At 57.9% G+C, this 16,676-nt stretch carries 15 protein-coding genes and 3 pseudogenes; 5 read left to right on the forward strand and 13 right to left on the reverse strand.

What is annotated here, in order from left to right:
- Window positions 1–276 precede the first annotated feature (276 nt).
- Together nodU and XI05_RS09965 are read right to left on the reverse strand one after the other, a co-directional pair.
- On the reverse strand, window positions 277–1,938 hold the full coding sequence (gene nodU, locus XI05_RS09960; RefSeq protein ID WP_271500983.1) for a nodulation protein NodU: 1,662 nt from the start codon (window positions 1,936–1,938) through the stop codon (window positions 277–279).
- Window positions 1,939–3,094: 1,156 nt separating this feature from the next.
- Window positions 3,095–3,274: pseudogene (locus XI05_RS09965) on the reverse strand (DUF3768 domain-containing protein); the annotation flags it as partial.
- Window positions 3,275–3,339: 65 nt separating this feature from the next.
- Between XI05_RS09965 and XI05_RS09970 the strand changes: the two are divergent.
- Complete coding sequence (locus XI05_RS09970; protein ID WP_271500987.1) at window positions 3,340–3,666, forward strand: primase-like DNA-binding domain-containing protein; 327 nt, start codon at window positions 3,340–3,342, stop codon at window positions 3,664–3,666.
- Window positions 3,667–4,027: 361 nt separating this feature from the next.
- Here the strand turns inward: XI05_RS09970 and XI05_RS09975 are convergent, their stop codons facing one another.
- From XI05_RS09975 to XI05_RS10005, 7 genes are all read right to left on the reverse strand, one after another.
- Window positions 4,028–4,468 carry a hypothetical protein gene (locus XI05_RS09975; RefSeq protein ID WP_157790078.1) on the reverse strand — a complete coding sequence of 147 codons (441 nt, stop codon included), beginning with the start codon at window positions 4,466–4,468 and terminating at the stop codon, window positions 4,028–4,030.
- A 434-nt stretch (window positions 4,469–4,902) separates the two neighbouring features.
- A complete protein-coding gene (locus tag XI05_RS09980; RefSeq protein WP_271500988.1) occupies window positions 4,903–5,232 on the reverse strand; it encodes a DUF3768 domain-containing protein in 330 nt (109 codons plus the stop codon).
- Window positions 5,233–5,327: 95 nt separating this feature from the next.
- On the reverse strand, window positions 5,328–5,597 hold the full coding sequence (locus tag XI05_RS09985) for a hypothetical protein (RefSeq protein WP_271500991.1): 270 nt from the start codon (window positions 5,595–5,597) through the stop codon (window positions 5,328–5,330).
- Between the two features lie 7 nt (window positions 5,598–5,604).
- Entirely contained in the window at window positions 5,605–6,192 is a 588-nt protein-coding gene (locus XI05_RS09990; RefSeq protein WP_271500994.1) for a hypothetical protein, read from the reverse strand.
- 133 nt (window positions 6,193–6,325) lie between these two features.
- Entirely contained in the window at window positions 6,326–7,276 is a 951-nt protein-coding gene (locus tag XI05_RS09995; RefSeq protein WP_271500997.1) for a hypothetical protein, read from the reverse strand.
- A gap of 74 nt (window positions 7,277–7,350) precedes the next feature.
- Window positions 7,351–7,926 (reverse strand): tyrosine-type recombinase/integrase, encoded by a 576-nt coding sequence (locus tag XI05_RS10000; RefSeq protein WP_183232268.1) that lies wholly within the window; start codon window positions 7,924–7,926, stop codon window positions 7,351–7,353.
- Between the two features lie 698 nt (window positions 7,927–8,624).
- Window positions 8,625–9,794, reverse strand: a complete 1,170-nt coding sequence (locus XI05_RS10005) for a sensor histidine kinase (protein ID WP_271500999.1) — start codon at window positions 9,792–9,794, stop codon at window positions 8,625–8,627.
- 268 nt (window positions 9,795–10,062) lie between these two features.
- Here XI05_RS10005 and XI05_RS10010 point away from each other — a divergent pair, with 268 nt between their 5' ends.
- Window positions 10,063–10,338 (forward strand): hypothetical protein, encoded by a 276-nt coding sequence (locus XI05_RS10010; RefSeq protein ID WP_271501002.1) that lies wholly within the window; start codon window positions 10,063–10,065, stop codon window positions 10,336–10,338.
- 370 nt (window positions 10,339–10,708) lie between these two features.
- Here the strand turns inward: XI05_RS10010 and XI05_RS10015 are convergent, their stop codons facing one another.
- On the reverse strand, window positions 10,709–11,701 hold the full coding sequence (locus XI05_RS10015; protein WP_333939838.1) for an AraC family transcriptional regulator: 993 nt from the start codon (window positions 11,699–11,701) through the stop codon (window positions 10,709–10,711).
- A 777-nt stretch (window positions 11,702–12,478) separates the two neighbouring features.
- Here XI05_RS10015 and XI05_RS10020 point away from each other — a divergent pair.
- Together XI05_RS10020 and XI05_RS10025 are read left to right on the forward strand one after the other, a co-directional pair.
- Entirely contained in the window at window positions 12,479–13,654 is a 1,176-nt protein-coding gene (locus XI05_RS10020; protein WP_271501005.1) for an OpgC family protein, read from the forward strand.
- Between the two features lie 805 nt (window positions 13,655–14,459).
- Window positions 14,460–15,218, forward strand: a complete 759-nt coding sequence (locus XI05_RS10025) for a hypothetical protein (protein WP_271501008.1) — start codon at window positions 14,460–14,462, stop codon at window positions 15,216–15,218.
- A gap of 98 nt (window positions 15,219–15,316) precedes the next feature.
- Here the strand turns inward: XI05_RS10025 and XI05_RS10030 are convergent, their stop codons facing one another.
- Both XI05_RS10030 and XI05_RS10035 read right to left on the reverse strand, forming a co-directional pair.
- The gene (locus XI05_RS10030) at window positions 15,317–15,550 is read right to left on the reverse strand and encodes a hypothetical protein (protein WP_271501010.1); all 234 of its coding nucleotides are present in this window, start codon (window positions 15,548–15,550) and stop codon (window positions 15,317–15,319) included.
- A gap of 71 nt (window positions 15,551–15,621) precedes the next feature.
- Window positions 15,622–15,903, reverse strand: a pseudogene (locus XI05_RS10035) (IS256 family transposase); the annotation flags it as partial.
- Here XI05_RS10035 and XI05_RS10040 point away from each other — a divergent pair.
- Entirely contained in the window at window positions 15,824–16,222 is a 399-nt protein-coding gene (locus tag XI05_RS10040; protein ID WP_271501014.1) for a hypothetical protein, read from the forward strand. The pseudogene XI05_RS10035 and the gene XI05_RS10040 sit on opposite strands and share 80 nt — an antisense overlap.
- Before the next feature lie 319 nt (window positions 16,223–16,541).
- Here the strand turns inward: XI05_RS10040 and XI05_RS10045 are convergent.
- Window positions 16,542–16,676 (reverse strand): annotated as a pseudogene (locus XI05_RS10045) (IS256 family transposase); the annotation flags it as partial.

Consider the following 16,676-nt stretch of genomic DNA (forward strand, 5'->3'; position numbering starts at 1 on the left):
GCCTACCGGCTCAAGGTGGGCAACGCCGACCTCTTCAGAAATTCAACAGAACCCGGGACATCCCCGCTTTCCCCCGGCTGATCCGTTTGCTGAATAAAGCCCGTCCTTTCCCGTCCGCGCCATGCACGTGGAAAACATGCTTGGCGATATCTAGACCGATTATGCTAACCTCTGCCACGGACGCCTCCCTTAAGTGGTGCTCAACACCTCCACTTTGGCACATCGATGCCGTCGGCGGGGCGTCCACCCCATCATAAAAGGCCACGGTCGTGCGCGTCACTTGTAATCTCTCTTAGTCAACAGCCGGGCGTCACTCCATACTTTCTTGACCCGTCCCCACTGGCAAGCTGCTGCGACATCCGGAAAAAAGCCTCGCCCATGGTAGTTGGCGCTTGTGTTGCAAAGAAGCGGAATCCCGGTGAGCTTTTCATATTCGACAAGAAGCGCCGCCACTTTCTGCTGAGACGTTCGGGAGATAGTCTGCAATCGGGCCGATCCGTCTAGGTGTACAACGGCGGGAATTTTGTCGCGCCATTCCGCCCGTGTCTGATGATCAAACAACATGTAAGGATCCGGCGTTCCAGGGCTGAAGATCTCAGGCGCACGATCCTCCAGGCATATCGGCGCCACTGGCCGGAAGCGTTCGCGAAGTTTGATGTCGTTCAGATTGTCCTTCATCTGCGGTGATGTCGCGGCCGCGAGAATACTTCTGTTGCCCAATGCTCGTGGTCCAAGCTCCGCGCGCCCGGCAAGAAATATCACAGGTTCATTGTTGGCGAGAATGGCCGCTAGTTCGCTGATACTGCACGGCATATCGTCCCATTCTGGCGGGGCTTCAGCGTGACGCAGCGCCGGGCCGCTATAAACAGACCATTCGAGGGCTACGAAGCCGTTCTGCGCCGCCATTGCGCAACAAGCGGCGCCTATGGCAGAGCCGGCGTCATTCGGAAACGGCGGCACCCAGACAGTATCGAACAGTCTCGCCGCACGTAATGAGCTATTCCATTTGATGTTGAGACCGCACCCACCGCTTATGATCAAGTTGAGCGGCCCCGGGATACGCGAATGCCGCTGCAGGGCAACCGCCATTCTGTCAACGAGCAGACGCTCAAGAAAGGAGTGGAACGATGCAAGCACATCTTCCTCTCGCTTGCCCTTAAGTCGGAGAGCCGCCGCATCGAAGAAGGCGTCCACAGCCACACGCGGGGCTGCCAGGCCTCGACCTTGGTCCGCGGTGGTGTCGCCGGTAAGGCGTTCCTCGCAGATCTCACGGAAGATCGCTATGGCCTCTTCGTCAACGGATCCGAGCGCGATGTAGGCCATCAGCTTGCCGGCGAGACCCAGATCCCACTTGGTCTGACCGGGCCGCTTGTACGGACCGAAGTGATGACCCGCAGACGCGTAGCCGTCACCATTCACCGGAAAGAGGGATTCGAGGTACCGGGCGCCGCTGTTCGAGATATGATAAAGACGTGGAAAGGTACCGCCGTCCCACACCAAACAAAACGCAGGCTCGCCAGCCTTGGCAAAAGGGCTCGTGCAGTATCCAGAGGCCAAATGGCCGGTGACGTGCGGGTAGCTCGCATAGGGGAAGACGCTTCCATCGAGCACCAAGCCAAAGCCGTCGCACGAAACGGGGAGGCCCTCATCTTGCCTTCCAAGATATGGCGCGCCCTTTAACGTGATAGGCGCCGCGCCACTGAGAACCTGAAACTGTGATTCCGCATCCCCCAGCCAACCATCGATAGCGAACTGATCGACATTCCGCGGATCCAGGCCGTGCTCCGCCAAAACTGAGACGACTACGTCGAGATTGTCAATTGCGTGGTACCGAGGATTGTTGTCCCGCTTTTCTTGCTCGACACAAAACAAAAGTCGACCGTCCTCAACGAGGGCTATTGCTCCGTCGTGCGTAAGTTTGATGCCGCAGATGCGCACCCGATGGGCTTCCTATACTGCCAACCTCGTTCGAAGTAGGTGCAAGGTCTGTGCCAGCGCAAACAGCGGAACCTGTGGCTGCTAATGGCAGCGGATTCATGATTGCCCCGGTCCTCGCCTGGGCCAGAAAGAGCGTCAAACTCGATTAAGCCTAGGAGCCCCCCTTCTCGAAAAGCCTGGCCAGTCTCAAATTATCCGACACGGACACTCGAAGTTCTCACTCGGGCAAGAGCCGCTAGACAATTTAAGCTACGTCATCTCCAAGACATCGATGTCCCAATCCCGACGGTAGGACGGGTATACCCTGTCAGTGCAGAGAGAGGCGCGTTGTGTCACGAGGAAACGCTCGGTCATAAACCTGCAATCAAAGCGTGCTACGTAGTTTGGTCCGACAACTTGCCGCTGCTGGTCGGAGTGACGCGCAGTGTTTTTTGCTCATTGATTTGTCGGGATGGGTATTCGCGCATGGGTTACGACACTGCTACGGTTCACATGCTCCGCAACGTCCTTGATCAAGTATTTGCTAGCTCCACGTTCATCGGGCAGGAGCACCGCTCTGCGCTGGAGATCGCGGAGCGCGTTCTTTGGCTTGCCTCACAGGGGGAGCGTGAGGCCGCAAGGATCAAACAGCACTTGCTGAACGAGTTTTTGGCGAGCGGTAGCTATAGCGTAAGAGCCGAGAACGCCATCGCGATGGTAAGCAAGGCTCCGCGTTTGTGTTCGGACATACGATACCGGGGATCCTAGTAACGCCGGTCGGAGGTTCCGAGCTGAATGACAAATGCCGGCCAATCGCCGCTGAAATTGTTTGACGCTGAGCTATGCACATGCAGATCCCATTTGCGCCACTTCGCCCCCGCGGAAAAAGAGATCTGTTTGGTGTCATCTCCGTATCGCGCGCTAGACAAATGCGCCTCGGAGTCATGTGATCTGAACGCAACCAATGCTAGGGCAGCCTACTTACCACCGTTCAGGATCCATAAAAAGCCCTCGCCGTGGCGAGGGCTGGACAGGCAGTGTCCGAGGCAATCCGCACTGATCGCGCGCTTAACCCTGACGGTTCGGCAGGCCTTCCGATGTTCGCCGCAACGGTGCTCGTCCTGCTGGAGCATTCTTCCGCAGCGTCTGGACGGGAGGCGGCCATTTCTTGTTCTGTTCAGTACTCGCTTGCCAGCATCAGCGTGAGGACACGCAATGTCCTTTCCGAGTCGCTTGGATCTTCGGAGCCGTGCTGCATCTTCCTGTCGTAGTGGTCGATCTTCCGGAAGAACTTTCGACCCACCAGGTCGAAGCTTCCGAAGTCGTGCTCGCCATGAGGATCGTTCTCCTCTGCCGTTTGATCGGACGTTTTCCGAGAAAGAGAAGGATGACGGACTGTTCAAGACCATCTGGAAAGATGAGATGTCCGGGGTGCTCAACCGAGCGATCAGGGGACTTCAACGAATTCTCGGTAGGGGAATGCGGCTCAAGCATCCCAAAGCTGTCAGCGCCGCCGCACATGCCTGGCTAGCAGAGGCTAATCCGCTGCCAGCGTTTATTGACGAGTGCTGTGTGCGCGAACCTTCTGCTAGCTACCTGCTGAGCGATTTCTATTCTGCATACACCCAATGGTCTCAAGCAAAGGGTTATACGCGGATCCAGCAATCCGGGTCAGTGGCGCGTAACGTTAGCTCGCTTGGGTTCTTGATGAAGAAAGCGCAATCGTGGTCAGACAATCTCGGGCCTTAGAGCCAAGTGAGAGATCGGTAGCGAACCGCAGTTCCTTAACCACTACTGCGATCAGAGCACCGCCAATGGGTGTGACACCCCTTGGCCATATCAATCAGTATTCTTCGAAGAGTGACGAGAGTGACGGTTTGTTTCTTTTTAAGATAAGAGAGGCTACGATGGTGACTACTGATCTATTTACAAAGGCCAGAAGCCGTCACTCTCGTCACTCATCACGCCACCCCCCTACAATGACTTCTAAAGCCCTGTGCCGGGGCGTCTCGGCTTGGCAATTGCCAAGCCGAACATATTAATCAGCCGCCGTGAAGATTGTTCAACAAACGCATCGTTTGATCCGGTCAATCGCATCTCCGGTTGACGGCTAGTCAGGCGTATATCGGTTGCGCTTGGGTCTGGTTTTGCTAGCCAAGTCTGCACATCCAGCGATTCCGTTATGGGCTCGAATGAAGCGGGACAATTCCTTAGGATCGATGCCTTCCCCCACCGCGTACTCTAAACCTCTGGTCCAACGGCTACGAACGCGGCATTCGGGCTGCAGGCAGGTGGCTTCAATAATCACCCTGAGCGGATGCCAGTCCGCACGCACCGGCGTCATCAACAGACTGGGCGCGGTCTCAAGCAGGTGAGGTAATAGATTGTTGTCGTCAAAATACCTGTAGGCGCGTAAAACAGCTCGCAGATACCTGTAATCGGCGAACCGGCGGTGGCTCTCTGATGCCTTTTCCGCTGCTTTCCTTACTTTGCGAATCTGGGCAACGACCTTCTGGGCGGACAGTTCCGACGACGCTACTGACGATTTCATGAGCACCTCCTAAATTGACGATGCTCAAAATTAGTATCGCAAGCGATGCCCCAGGCGATGTTCGAGGCGAAAGTATCTCAAAATTCGAGAGGTTTTTCGAGCTCGCGTTTTCCGAGATTTCATTGAACGAATTTCCCAGCGAGAGTGCCCACGGAGGGCGGGCATACAGTCTTGAGACTATATGCCCGCTGAGGCGATTGGGCGAACGGCAGAAACGACGGCCGACTCGGGCGTAAAAGCAACGGTACTCAAGAGCAACTGGCGTTCGACGCCGAGCTGGATCATACGTACGTCCGCGCGACGAAAAGCTGAAGCGGAATCCAAGCCTGCTGGTTATGGCAAGGATTGCTAATGCTCTCTCTCTGTTCCGCGACCAGCTTCTCGCTGACGAGGGTCGGTGAAAAAATAGGAGCGAACAGCGCGCGCGCCCCTCTTCAATACTCTTCGGCAAGCATCAACGTGATCACTCGCGTCGTGACTGCTGGATCAGCAGGACTTGGTGAGTGACCGGTCATTGATGAGTCGTAATAGTCGATCTCGAAGATGACCTGAGCTCCCTCAAAATCGAACATGCCAAAGTCGTGCTCTTCGTGAGGATCGTTGGCATGGCAAAAGTCGTCGAAAACCGAGATGGTGCGGACCAAGCGCCTGACTGCGTCTGACCCAAGCGCAGCGATGCCGGAGGTCATGACGGCGTTGCCGCCGAGCAAATGTTGACGTAGCTCGTCGTTAAGCGCACGTATCCGATCCGTGTCCAAGGACATGGTTGCTCCTATTGATGATGGATGATGGAAGGGGCGGGAGGTAATTGGAAAGGCGCGAGTTCGGCTCGCGCCATTTTAGCTTGCAGCGCGTAGCTTTACTTGCTGCCGCGGCTTAGGAGTGCGACCGCGCGATAGTTCCGGTAGAATTTGGGTAGCTTCGGATAGTCGCGATAGCGGAGGGTCAACAGACCGTCCTTGCGGTCGACAACAATCGCCTCGGCCCAACCGTATTCGGGAGAGTCCTTGGCGATGACGAGATGCCCGGTCTCGATGATTTCCCAGCTTTCGGGAGATCCCTTCTGAGGAGGCAGAGGGCCGCCAAGCTTGTCTCGCGGTACTGCGGCCGCGTCGTCCGAAATGCCCACGACCACTTCACTGTACAGGGCGGCGGATCTCAGGGACGGAGGCGGAGCCGGTGGTTGGGAGTTTTCCAGCCGGGAGTTCCTCCTCGTTGGATGTGCGGTATCGCGCGCCGCGTGGAAGGATAAAGACCTTGGACCGGGACTTTGCTGCCTCCATTGCCTTCGCTGGAGGGGCCTTTGTTGCAGCGGCGGCACTTGATCTCGCCGGAAGAACGGCGGCCGCGAGCTCGTCGTACAAGCTGCGTTTGATGTAGGGCAGAAGCGCTCTGCCTTGGTCGTGAACGCGTCCGACCGGAATTTTCGCGCCGATTTCGACAAGGGCTGGTCGATCGACGTTGCAAACAGCGAGCTTGAGTGAGCGCGCGGCCTTTTTGGCTGCCGCTGCCTGGCGGTCCGGGAACCAGCCGGCCTTCGGCTTGCCGGTCGCGTCGATCCCGTAGACGATGATTGCCGAGGCGGAGAGTGTCTTCCGGGGCGTAATATTGGGCTTGGCGATTTCGCCCTCCTGAAAAGCCGAAGGGGCCCGATTTGGGCCCCTTTCTAAAACGGCGTTGTCGCTGGTTTTCCGGGATGGTCCCGGCAATGGCGGTCTTGTCATTGGACGACTCCTTTGCTGAAGACGAGAAGAGTATTCGAACAATCTCGTCGTAAGTATCATAAAGCAGAGCTGTTAAAAGTGCAATGATTTCAATATTTTAATCGCCGCAAAACTGCACATAAATAGACGATGATTACTGTAATTTTAGCGCTTTTTTGGCGCAATTACTGTGAACAATGCACGATGATAGATCGCATGACTTGCGATCATCAATATTGTTGCCGTTGCAGACGTTCAAACCGTCAGCAGCGCAGTAATGCCAAAGAGCGTGCTGAACAAAGCGCGGAAAATCCGGCGGAAAATCACCGTCAAACTGGCGCGCGTCGATCTGCGCCGAGACGCGCCGCAAGACCTCGGCGCAGCCGCCGTCTGCATAGCAACGGGGACCGTAAGGGTGAACCATGCCAAGTTGCTGCAAAATACCGGTTCGGACCAGAAAGTTGTGAACCAACCGATCCACGACGATCATGGCACTGCCAACTGCATACCAATCAGGACGGCCCTCGCGATCCGCCATCAAGACTGATGAAAGCGTCATCGTCAGAACCTTGTCCGAAACCCCAAAAACATGACGGGTCGGACCGACTAACGCCTCTTGAGCGGACCCATCGCCAAGTTCGCCCGCCGCCGAGAGCTGGCCATCGATCCACCCAAAAAGATCGGAATCCGCGACATCTCTGACAAACAGAAAGAAGCTGAACGCAGTCTGGTTGAGATGGCCATTTCTCAGTGGAGCCTTGGGAACGGGGCACCGGCGGATATAGCGGGGGTGGCTGCACGTGCGCCGAGTCTTGTCGTAGCGGCAGCTTTCGTAGGTCCAATAACTGTCTAACAGGGCGCAAGCGGGATCACGCACCATTTGGCTGATCTCATGCCAGGTGATGCCGCCATGGGCGGGAAGATAAGACGCGGCCACCCTGTCCGAGATCCCCTGGAAGCTGAAGGTCTCGACCATCCAGTCAAATAGCGGCGGTGTGTTTCGAGCGCGCACGATCTGATGGAGGTCCGGATCTGGTGAGCCGACGCCGATCTGAGGCGCCAACGAGGGCAGGCCAGTGCCATTTCGGCAAATGGCGATGATCAAGCTGGCCGCGGATCTGACCGCCGCTCCGGTGGGGTGCCGGGGTTGCGCCGGCACTGCCAATGATCGGGACTTCCCTAAATCAAAGATACCAGCCTCCTTTGGGCGTCGCTGTCACCATCAATATACCGCTCGGTCGTTTGGATCGAACGGTGGCCGGCCAGGAGCTGGACATCCCTTAGGGAGCCGCCGGCCTTGTGAACGAGGCGTGCGGCGCGCGTAATAAAGGTTCGTCGTCCGGAATGAGAGGAGCAGCCGCTGAGGCCAATCGCTTGAAACGCGCGATTGAACCAGACCACGATGCTGAGTGGCGTCATCGGTCCGCCGCGTTCCGATCGCGCGATTGGTCCGTTTCCCGGAGATAGCTTTCGTAAGGCGATGAGTGCCTGTCGCAGATCCTGTTGGACCGGGATTCGGCGGCCGTGTCGCCGTTTTGCGACGCTGTCCCGTACCTCGATTGTCGCGCCAATCTCGCCTTCGGCGCCTTCAACCATATCCCATGTCAGCTTAGCAATCTCGGCGGCGCGCAAGCCTGCCTTCAGCGACAAGAGGACGATAACACGATTTCTATCCGGGTGCCGGGTCGTGCCGGCGAAGAAGAGCAAGTCTCGCGCCGCTTGATCAGAAAGGATCTTGGCTTGTTTGCCTGCCATCTCGATCAAACCGAATGCTACATTCTAGCAATTCGACTAGTCTCGCCGCAACACAATAAATGCTTATCAGTTTGTTTGACGCGATGACCTTTCGGAAGAGATCAGCGCATCCGGATGAGAGGTGCTCGGCGACTGATGAGGCTTTGAGAGTTTGCTCATGAGTGCGATCTGGATAGCTCGCGAGGCGACATGACTCGATCTTGTAAATCATTATCGTAAACGAGAGAGGAGGGAGCCTTCCAAGGCAATGTCAGCTGTCGCCCGTGAGGGTCTACGAACTTGGCATCCAGATGCGGACGGCCAGTACTTAGGGTGTCAATAAACTACGTCACCTAGCGAGGAGGAGGAGGTTGGATCTGAAACCAATCTTATCGAAGATGAGGTTAAGGAGCAGCGAGCATGGCTGCGCAAAATGGAACGACGTACGTGGAATTCGATAGTCGAACTGTATTTCCCCCTAAGCAACCTACGATAGGATCTCCTTCGAATTCGGCTAGTAAACACGGAAGGCAAACAAGGCTTCAAGAAATGATGAGGCCCGCTAGGTAGGGCCCGGACTCATTACGGCGCAGCCACAACCGGATTGACGCGAGTTGAATAAATGCAAGGTAGTTGGCGGCGATCCTGCCGTAGCGCGTTGCCACCCGACGGCATTGCTTGATCCTATTGAAGAACCGCTCAACCTTGGTCCGAATGGTTCACGTCATCAACGGAAACGTGAGCGTTGTCGTTGTGCCCGGGTCGGCACTTTGCTGCTGGACGTCGCCACCGATTTGTTTGGCAAGCGATGCGATCAGCTTAAGACCGGATCCATGCTCGTTCGATTTCTGGATGCCACACCCATTGTCGGATACAGTTAGACGGGCCTCGCCGTAGCCGACGCCGCCTACCAAGTGCACCTTGATCCTGCCGCCATTCCGGTCGAATGCATGTTTAATGCTGTTCATTGCAGTCTCATTTAGGATGAGACCGACCGGCAATGCTCGGTCGATGCTCAGTTCGAGCTCGTCGCACTCGACATCGATTTCGACTCCTTCAACCTGCTGACGGATCGCGCGGCAAAGTGCGCGTATGTAAGATGATAGGTTTACATTATGGCCTTCGTGTCGAGAAGCGAGTTGATCATGCGCCAGCGAGATGGCGTTGATACGGCTCGCGACATGATCCAGCTCGCGATGAACCTCTGTGCTCTGATGCCGGCGCTTTTGGAGGGAGATAGAAGATAGAACGAGCTGAAAGTTATTCTTGACGCGATGTTGCATTTCCCGAAGTAGTACTTCTCGCCTTTGAGCTTCGGCAGCAGCAGCCACCAAACGCGCTTCTTCATCCGGCCGCGCATAGTGGCGAAGTACGGCTCCTATCAGCGCGGCAGCGGCCGTCAGAAAATCGGTCGTGTCCTCGGTGAACTCTCTCGCCTTGGTGCTGTCCACTTCGAGCACACCCCAGGCTGCACCATCAATAAGCACAGGAACGTTGGTCAACGAAATGATGCCATGCTCCTTCAGAACATCCGAATGAATGTATTCTTGTTGTTCACCGAGATTTTGGACGGTGACGGGTTCTGCCGTCTGAAACGAGCGCCCGGGTGGAGAGCGTAGGTCGGCCGATAATGTCGCGGTCCCTACGACCCCATCCTTCCATCCCACACCTGCGACTAAGAGGAGATCTGAGGAGTGCGGACGATATCGAAGAATCTTTACGTGGTGTATCTCCACTGCGCGCGCGACTTGAACGACCGCTTGATTTAGAAAGCGATGCAGATCAACCTTTTCACCCCCGAGTCGTCCGATATCGACCAGAATGCGGATGTGGCGCCGGAGCCTATCCAGCGAGTCACCTTCGTTAATTCCGGGCGCCAGTTCTTTCATTTACCTCCAATGCGGCGCACTCCGAAAAGTGCCAAAGACAGTTGCTGAAGCCAATCTCTTATCTACGGTCCAGTTCGCTTATTGCGCTGCCGCACGAACTTGGCCGCTATAGCGGATATGGCCTACGTCGCACTACGGCCCATTTGAGAGTAAACAGCATAGCATTCGCCAAGTAAGCATCCAAGCCGAGTTCGCTTAGTTGGCTCGCAGCCGCACTTGAGCGCCCTTGCCGTCATTACTGCTCTAGTTCTCTGAGGATGCGGTCTCGATGCTGCAGGTGCTGCGTTTGAGAGGCATTGAAATTATTGAGCAGCTTCCGCGCCTCGCCGGTGTCATAGCCCTGACGAACCATGAACCCTATCCGTCCCTCCTGCTCAGAGATGTGGCGCTCGCGTTGAGCTACGTGCCGCTCGCCTTCTTCCAAACGTCGGAGCTGCATCGCGTGGTCCATGCCACAGCTTATCACAACGAAGATGATCTCGGTGCCTGGAAAATCCTGCTATTCCCAATCTTCCTCGGCATTATGTCGCGGCGCGTTGCTTGAGGAAGGTACTCAGCGGTGGATGTTTCAGGATTGCCGAACACAGCTCGACCCTCTCATGGGAGCGTTTAACCAGCTGCTCGTCGATCGTACGATCAATTCGATAGACAGGTTTTCGCTGCTTTTGCGGCAGCATATAGCCTCCAACGACCGTTCTGTCGGTCATGCAGATGACGAGGTCATTATTTCGATAACGACCGCCGGGGCAGGAAAGCGGGCGACGAAGACCAATTTCTCAAACTGCTCCGGGGCCGCTTTGGGTCAAACTCGACAAAACTCAATGTGAGCATAAGGTCTGCTGCCAGGCCGATAGCGTCCAAATCCCTAGGCGGGAATGCGGACTTTCGCTAGCAGGATCTCGCGCACGCGCTGATCAGGGGCAGGTGGCTCGGCCGGGATCCCTGCCGGCGTAACGAACCCCACGCGGCGAATCGCCGAAGCGAGTTCGGAACAGGCGATTGAAATGCGAAACATCCGAGAAGCCGACCTCCAGCGCGATATCGGAAATTAGCTGCGCGCCAACGCGCGCCTCGGTTAACAGTTTGAACGCAAGTTGGAGACGTAGCTCATTCACATGACCGGTGAACGATGATCCTGATGACGCCATCAGGCGCTGCAGATAGCGAGGTGAAATGCCTTGGCGATGAGCGACCTCCTCGACGCTAAGCCCAGGCTTCTGAAAGTGTGCCGCGATGTAGTCGAGTACGGCGCTGTGGCGCGCGGTCACGACCGCGCTCGCATCGCTCTCGCCCAAGGGAGCGCACTCGCTGACCGCGAGCGCAACAAGATCACAGGTGTGAGCCACGACCGCATCACGCAGCTTGGGGGCGGCCAGAGCCCCTTCCTTGAAAGCTGACTTCAGATAGGCCATGAGGAGGCGGAGTGGTTCGTTTCTCTGGGGAATCGGCCGCATGGCGAGGCTCTCGATATCTGCCACGCGCTGCGCAAGGGCCTCGCGGGGCACCGCCAGACCAAATAGCATTCCGTCGATATAGGTGACGGTAGCGGGTTCCGAATGCAGAATCGAGGTTGCGTCGCCGGCGCAAAGCTCGATGTCCCGGCCGCGCTGCGACAAACGACTTTTGCCGGGTAAGCAGACGATGAGGCCGATTGAGTCGTCGCCGTCAGCAACGCTCGCCCGCAAGCGCTTGAAGCACATGGGAGAGCCCTTCAGTGCGAGTGTGCGTAGACCTCGGAGCGCTTGCAATGTTGCGTCGGCTTGAAACGGAACGTTCGTTAGAGGTTCGATATCGACGTGAACTATTCCTCGCACAAACCTCTCGCGCCATAGTGGAAGTCGCATTCGCTCCGGATGCTCGCGCGACGAGAATCGATGCGATACGAAATTGGCTGCGTCCGTAGACATGGGGACCTCCAGCCTTGATAAGCCACCGGGCCAAAGATGCCGGTATCCGTATTTTGCAATTCGCGCACCGACCGTGCCCTCAGGTACGCAGGATTCCAAGAAGCTACTTCAGTTGTCTGCTAGTCTCATTCACCTGTGATTGATGCTGATGTGAACTGGCTCACGTGGCGACCAGAAAATTACAACAATTATTGATTGCAAATGCCACGTGCAAATATCTCCTTTAAGAGGAGATGATTGTAATGGCTCTATTTCAAATTGCTGCCATCGGGTCCAGTTTGAACATCCCTGGCTGCAAGACCAGATCGAACTTTCTAACACTGCTCGCGACTGATCGGCTTATCGGCCCGCGGGCAGAAGTTCCGCAGAACAACACTGTCCTCTGATCCGGCTTCCTATCGTGCCTTGATCGCCGCATCACCTTTAAGATTCGTCGGACCCAAATTACTTCCCGGCACTCTTCCTTTTTAGCTGCCGGATGAAATGTCGAAATCTGTCGCATGGGACGTCGACCGTGGTGATCAGGAAGAGGTTCGATCATGTCCACCATACTCGACATGCTTTATCGCGAGTACTGCCGAGCCCGCCTCACCGAAATGCGAAAGCAACTTTTGATACGGGGCGTTGGCGACGAAATCCTGGAAGCGCCTTGGGAGGACGATGATCCGCTCGACCCTGGCGCTCTAGGGAGTAGCCGGGCGACGAAGGAGCCCCCATCATCCATCGGATAGCCGGAGCGCGTTATCGACCCTATGAGGCGCGAGCGCGGGCCAACAGATGGACGATCGAACTCAAACCTCGACGCGATTGTTCGGCGAAACTCCGCCGGAGTTCAGAGCGGCCGGCCGCGATTTGCGTATCGATGTCTGCCGCGGGATCGCGTTATGGTGGATCTTTCTCGATCATGTTCCCAATAACATCGGGAGCTGGCTGACACCGCGCAACTACGGTTTCTGCGATGCCGCCGAGATCTTCATGTTTCTCTCGGGCGTGACCTGTGCGGTGGCCTACGGCAAGGCGCGTGAGCGCGAAGGCTGGAGCGGCATGATCGGCCATTCGCTGCGCCGGGGATGGGACATCTACGCGGCGTTTCTACTGCTTACACTAGCTTGCGCTATCCTGGTCTATCTTACGGGCAGCGATGATCTCGCCGACGGGAGCAATACGCGAATTCTGCTTGAGCTTCCGGGTGCGGCCCTTGCGCACGCCGCAATCCTGCAATATCGGCCTGTCAACACTGACGTCCTGCCGGTTTTTGTGATTTTTCACGTGCTGTTCGCGCCGCTGCTGTGGCTGCTGCTGCGAGCGCCGAACGTCACGCTTGGAGTGTCCCTGTTGCTCTACGCGGTCGTGCACGTCCTTGATTGGAGAGTTCCCGCCTGGCCCGACGGCGTCTGGTTCTTCAATCCGCTGGCTTGGCAGTTTCTGATCGTGCTGGGCGCATGGTGCGTCATTGAGGGAGAGAAATTCCGGCCGTGGGTGATGGCGCGCTTGACGCTTGTTCTGGCCGTTCTCTATCTAGTGTTCGGCCTGGTCCTTGCACAGAGTTGGAGCATCGAGCCGCTGGTCTCGCACACTTTGAGGGACCTGCTATTTCCACTGGATAAATCGAATCTCAGTCCGATACGGCTGCTGCATTTTTTGGCCCTTGCAATTGTGGCGCTACGATTCATTCCTCGGAATTGGGAGGGGCTATCGACACCGGTGCTGAGCTGCGCGAAGTGCTGTGGCGAGAATTCGCTGCCGATCTATTGTCTCGGCGTCCTTCTGGCGCTCGCCAGTCAACTTGCGCTGCTCGATCTCTCGAAGGGCCTTGCGATGCAGATCGTGGTTAGTGTTGCCGGAGTGCTGTTAATGATTGGCATCGCGCGGTTACTGAACGCAATGGGCATCCAGCGCGAGCGGAAGTCAGCGGGGGCGCAATCGATCGGGAAAGTTCCGCCGGTTCGCTAAACTGGTAAATTGCGGGTGGAGCACGGAGAGCAGCTCTTGGCCTTTCGAAGACATCCACGATCTGTCAAACATCCGCTCCATGTCGAGAGCGGACAAGCTCCACATCATTGGACTAACCTAACGCTCAACCATACTTTCAATTTCAGGGCAGTGCGAGCTGCCCTGCCCTACGGCGCCGCTCGCAGGAGCGGGCAACTCTGTGGCTTGTTACCGCAGCTACGAGTGCGAACATCAGGCTGCCTGCCGAAAATTGGCGAGGATGCAACGCCTTGATCATCCTCGTTTGGAGGAGCGGTGATCCGCCAAGTCAGTCGGGACGCGTGTTCGTTCACTTTCCGCTTGGACCGGCGCAGTGCAGTACTGAGAGTTTGCTTATCAGCAGTAGTGGATTGGCTCGCGGCAGCTGACGACTTCTGCAAAATTCTTTGGCGATATCGGCTGAAAGTCAGATCGTCACGAAAGGCGGAGAGGAAAGGACGGCGTCCCGGTCATCCCGCGTGCCGTTCCGGTTCGGTCGCGTCTTCTAAAAAAGTGGACGTCTAAGCTGGGGATCTCTGGCGTCGCCTTGCCAGCGATCGCCTCAAGATAGCCAATCATGCCGATAGTGGATTCCATAGCAGAGATGATTTGTGTTTCTCGCCTAGGCGCCCCCAGAAGGTGTTAAATGCCCTAGGAGTAACGAAAGCCCCGAAAAATGGGCTTTCATGCGACAAGCGGGAATCACCAAATCTCGCCCGGAATAGCCCTGATGTAAAACCTGCTCGTTGCCTACAGCCTGACAGCTTGGCTGGGGAAGCCATATGAAATGGACCTCGGTAGAACGCTGACCTACACGGCAGAGCCAGTAAAGGCGAAATACGGCGCTCTTGATGATGAGATGTGCCAAGCGCTTCAGAGCTTCCCGGCTCTATTTGTCAACGAAAAGCAGCACAACACCCCCGGACGCATCGGATGGATAACCAAAATTCGTCATCGCAACAAAGAGGCCCGTATCGAATATGAGATCGATCGAAATTTGCCGAGCATACCGATGGAGAAGCTGCTTGGACTGCAATGGGAGCTCGATTTCACCGATTGGGAAATGAACACCACACATTGGGCCTTGAAGGACGTTGACCTCTTCCCTGTTTTGATTGAAGTCGGACTCCTCACCTCCGACATGATCGCCGCACAACCAACGGCCAACAGGATTAGGGCAATCAATACGGCTCAGACAGTATCGGAGATCGAGGCGCGGCCAACAGTCTTCCGTACGCCCCAACAGCCCAGAGATCCGAATCTCGTCTCGGTCATGATGCCATTCAGCCCCGCCTTCAGTAACGTGTATGCGGCCATTCAAAAGGCGGTACAGGCCGCCGGGCTGACTTGTGAGAGAGCCGATAGCACTTGGCAGGAGAACGAGGTCATCCAGGACATCTTTTCGCTTATCTATCGCTCAGGCATCGTCGTCTGCGATTTCACGCAGCAGAATCCCAACGTCTTTTATGAGGCGGGATCGCGCACACGCTTGGCCGATCAGTTATTCCGATCTCGCAGAACGATGCCGATGTTCCCTTCGATCTAAAGCATCATCGATATCTCAAGTATCTAAAACAACGGCGAAGGTCTGGAGGACCTCGTAAAGCACCTGACATCTCGGTTGAAGACGCTCAGCGGCCGCGTCTAGTCCTTCAGATTGATCTTCGTTTCTGGAAAAATCGGAGGGACGTATTCGTCCTTTACGTCGCCCATGATCGCCATCGCGAACTTCTCGCCGAACTCAGTGAAGGCCACGACTTCCAGATCACTTTGGACCACAAAAGTTTCACTAGTCGAGCCATACGAACCGTATTGGTCGTCATGTCCCCCTTGCTCGAAATGGTTCACCTTGACCTGTACGGGCAAAACAATACCCATCCGGTACAACGTGATGGGGGATGTCCCGATCGTTGTTGAACTAGGTCGGGCCGACGTCGCCGGAATGAATGTTACGCGGCCCTCGTGACGTGGGCAACGGGGTTGATCGTCATGCGATTGTGGCGAGCTTGAAGAGCCGCACGCAGAACCGACAATTGCTTATGCGCCTTCAATCGTCGGAAGCCCTTGTTGGCTTCGATCATGCCGGCCGCGATCCATCGCAAGGCCATACCGGCATCCCGCCAGCGTTTGACGTTGCGCGTGACGCGGCGAATGGTGCCCATCATGGTCTCGGCGATGTTGGTACAGGCGAGCGATCGACGAAGGTCCTTCGGCAACTTCAATCGGACGACAGGGGGGGGGGGGGGGGGGGGGGGGGGGGGGGGGGGGGGGGGGGGGGGGGGGGGGGGGGGGGGGGGGGGGGGGGGGGGGGGGGGGGGGGGGGGGGGGGGGGGGGGGGGGGGGGGGGGGGGGGGGGGGGGGGGGGGGGGGGGGGGGGGGGGGGGGGGGGGGGGGGGGGGGGGGGGGGGGGGGGGGGGGGGGGGGGGGGGGGGGGGGGGGGGGGGGGGGGGGGGGGGGGGGGGGGGGGGGGGGGGGGGGGGGGGGGGGGGGGCCTTGTCGGCGTCATCGAGCTCCCGGGCCTGGCGCAGCACCCGACGGGTGGCCGCATGATGCTCTTTCGGCAGGCGTTCCATGATGTTGCGGGGGGGGGGGGGGGGGGGGGGGGGGGGGGGGGGGGGGGGGGGGGGGGGGGGGGGGGGGGGGGGGGGGGGGGGGGGGGGGGGGGGGGGGGGGGGGGGGGGGGGGGGGGGGGGGGGGGGGGGGGGGGGGGGGGGGGGGGGGGGGGGGGGGGGGGGGGGGGGGGGGGGGGGGGGGGGGGGGGGGGGGGGGGGGGGGGGGGGGGGGGGGGGGGGGGGGGGGGGGGGGGGGGGGGGGGGGGGGGGGGGGGGGGGGGGGGGGGGGGGGGGGGGGGGGGGGGGGGGGGGGGGGGGGGGCGCGGACAGATCGGCAGCCATGAAGTCGGCCAGCCGCGCCGCCGACAGCGCTACGAACCTCCGCGAGGCCGCCGACTTCGAAACCCCCGATTCCGGGCGGTGCCGGCACGTCACCCTCGGGCAGCCGGACG

It is taken from the genome of Bradyrhizobium sp. CCBAU 11357 (assembly GCF_028128865.1).
Taxonomy (GTDB): Bacteria; Pseudomonadota; Alphaproteobacteria; order Rhizobiales; family Xanthobacteraceae; genus Bradyrhizobium.

Excerpts from the sequence above, each read along its gene's own strand:
- XI05_RS09975 (WP_157790078.1), bottom strand. The coding sequence starts at position 4,468 with ATGAAATCGTCAGTAGCGTCGTCGGAACTGTCCGCCCAGAAGGTCGTT.
- XI05_RS10025 (WP_271501008.1), top strand. The coding sequence starts at position 14,460 with ATGGACCTCGGTAGAACGCTGACCTACACGGCAGAGCCAGTAAAGGCG.
- XI05_RS10010 (WP_271501002.1), top strand. The coding sequence starts at position 10,063 with ATGCTGCAGGTGCTGCGTTTGAGAGGCATTGAAATTATTGAGCAGCTT.
- XI05_RS09990 (WP_271500994.1), bottom strand. The coding sequence starts at position 6,192 with ATGACAAGACCGCCATTGCCGGGACCATCCCGGAAAACCAGCGACAAC.
- XI05_RS10030 (WP_271501010.1), bottom strand. The coding sequence starts at position 15,550 with ATGGGTATTGTTTTGCCCGTACAGGTCAAGGTGAACCATTTCGAGCAA.
- XI05_RS10000 (WP_183232268.1), bottom strand. The coding sequence starts at position 7,926 with ATGGCAGGCAAACAAGCCAAGATCCTTTCTGATCAAGCGGCGCGAGAC.
- XI05_RS10040 (WP_271501014.1), top strand. The coding sequence starts at position 15,824 with ATGGTGCCCATCATGGTCTCGGCGATGTTGGTACAGGCGAGCGATCGA.
- XI05_RS10005 (WP_271500999.1), bottom strand. The coding sequence starts at position 9,794 with ATGAAAGAACTGGCGCCCGGAATTAACGAAGGTGACTCGCTGGATAGG.
- XI05_RS10020 (WP_271501005.1), top strand. The coding sequence starts at position 12,479 with ATGGACGATCGAACTCAAACCTCGACGCGATTGTTCGGCGAAACTCCG.
- XI05_RS09970 (WP_271500987.1), top strand. The coding sequence starts at position 3,340 with ATGTCCGGGGTGCTCAACCGAGCGATCAGGGGACTTCAACGAATTCTC.
- XI05_RS10015 (WP_333939838.1), bottom strand. The coding sequence starts at position 11,701 with ATGTCTACGGACGCAGCCAATTTCGTATCGCATCGATTCTCGTCGCGC.
- XI05_RS09980 (WP_271500988.1), bottom strand. The coding sequence starts at position 5,232 with ATGTCCTTGGACACGGATCGGATACGTGCGCTTAACGACGAGCTACGT.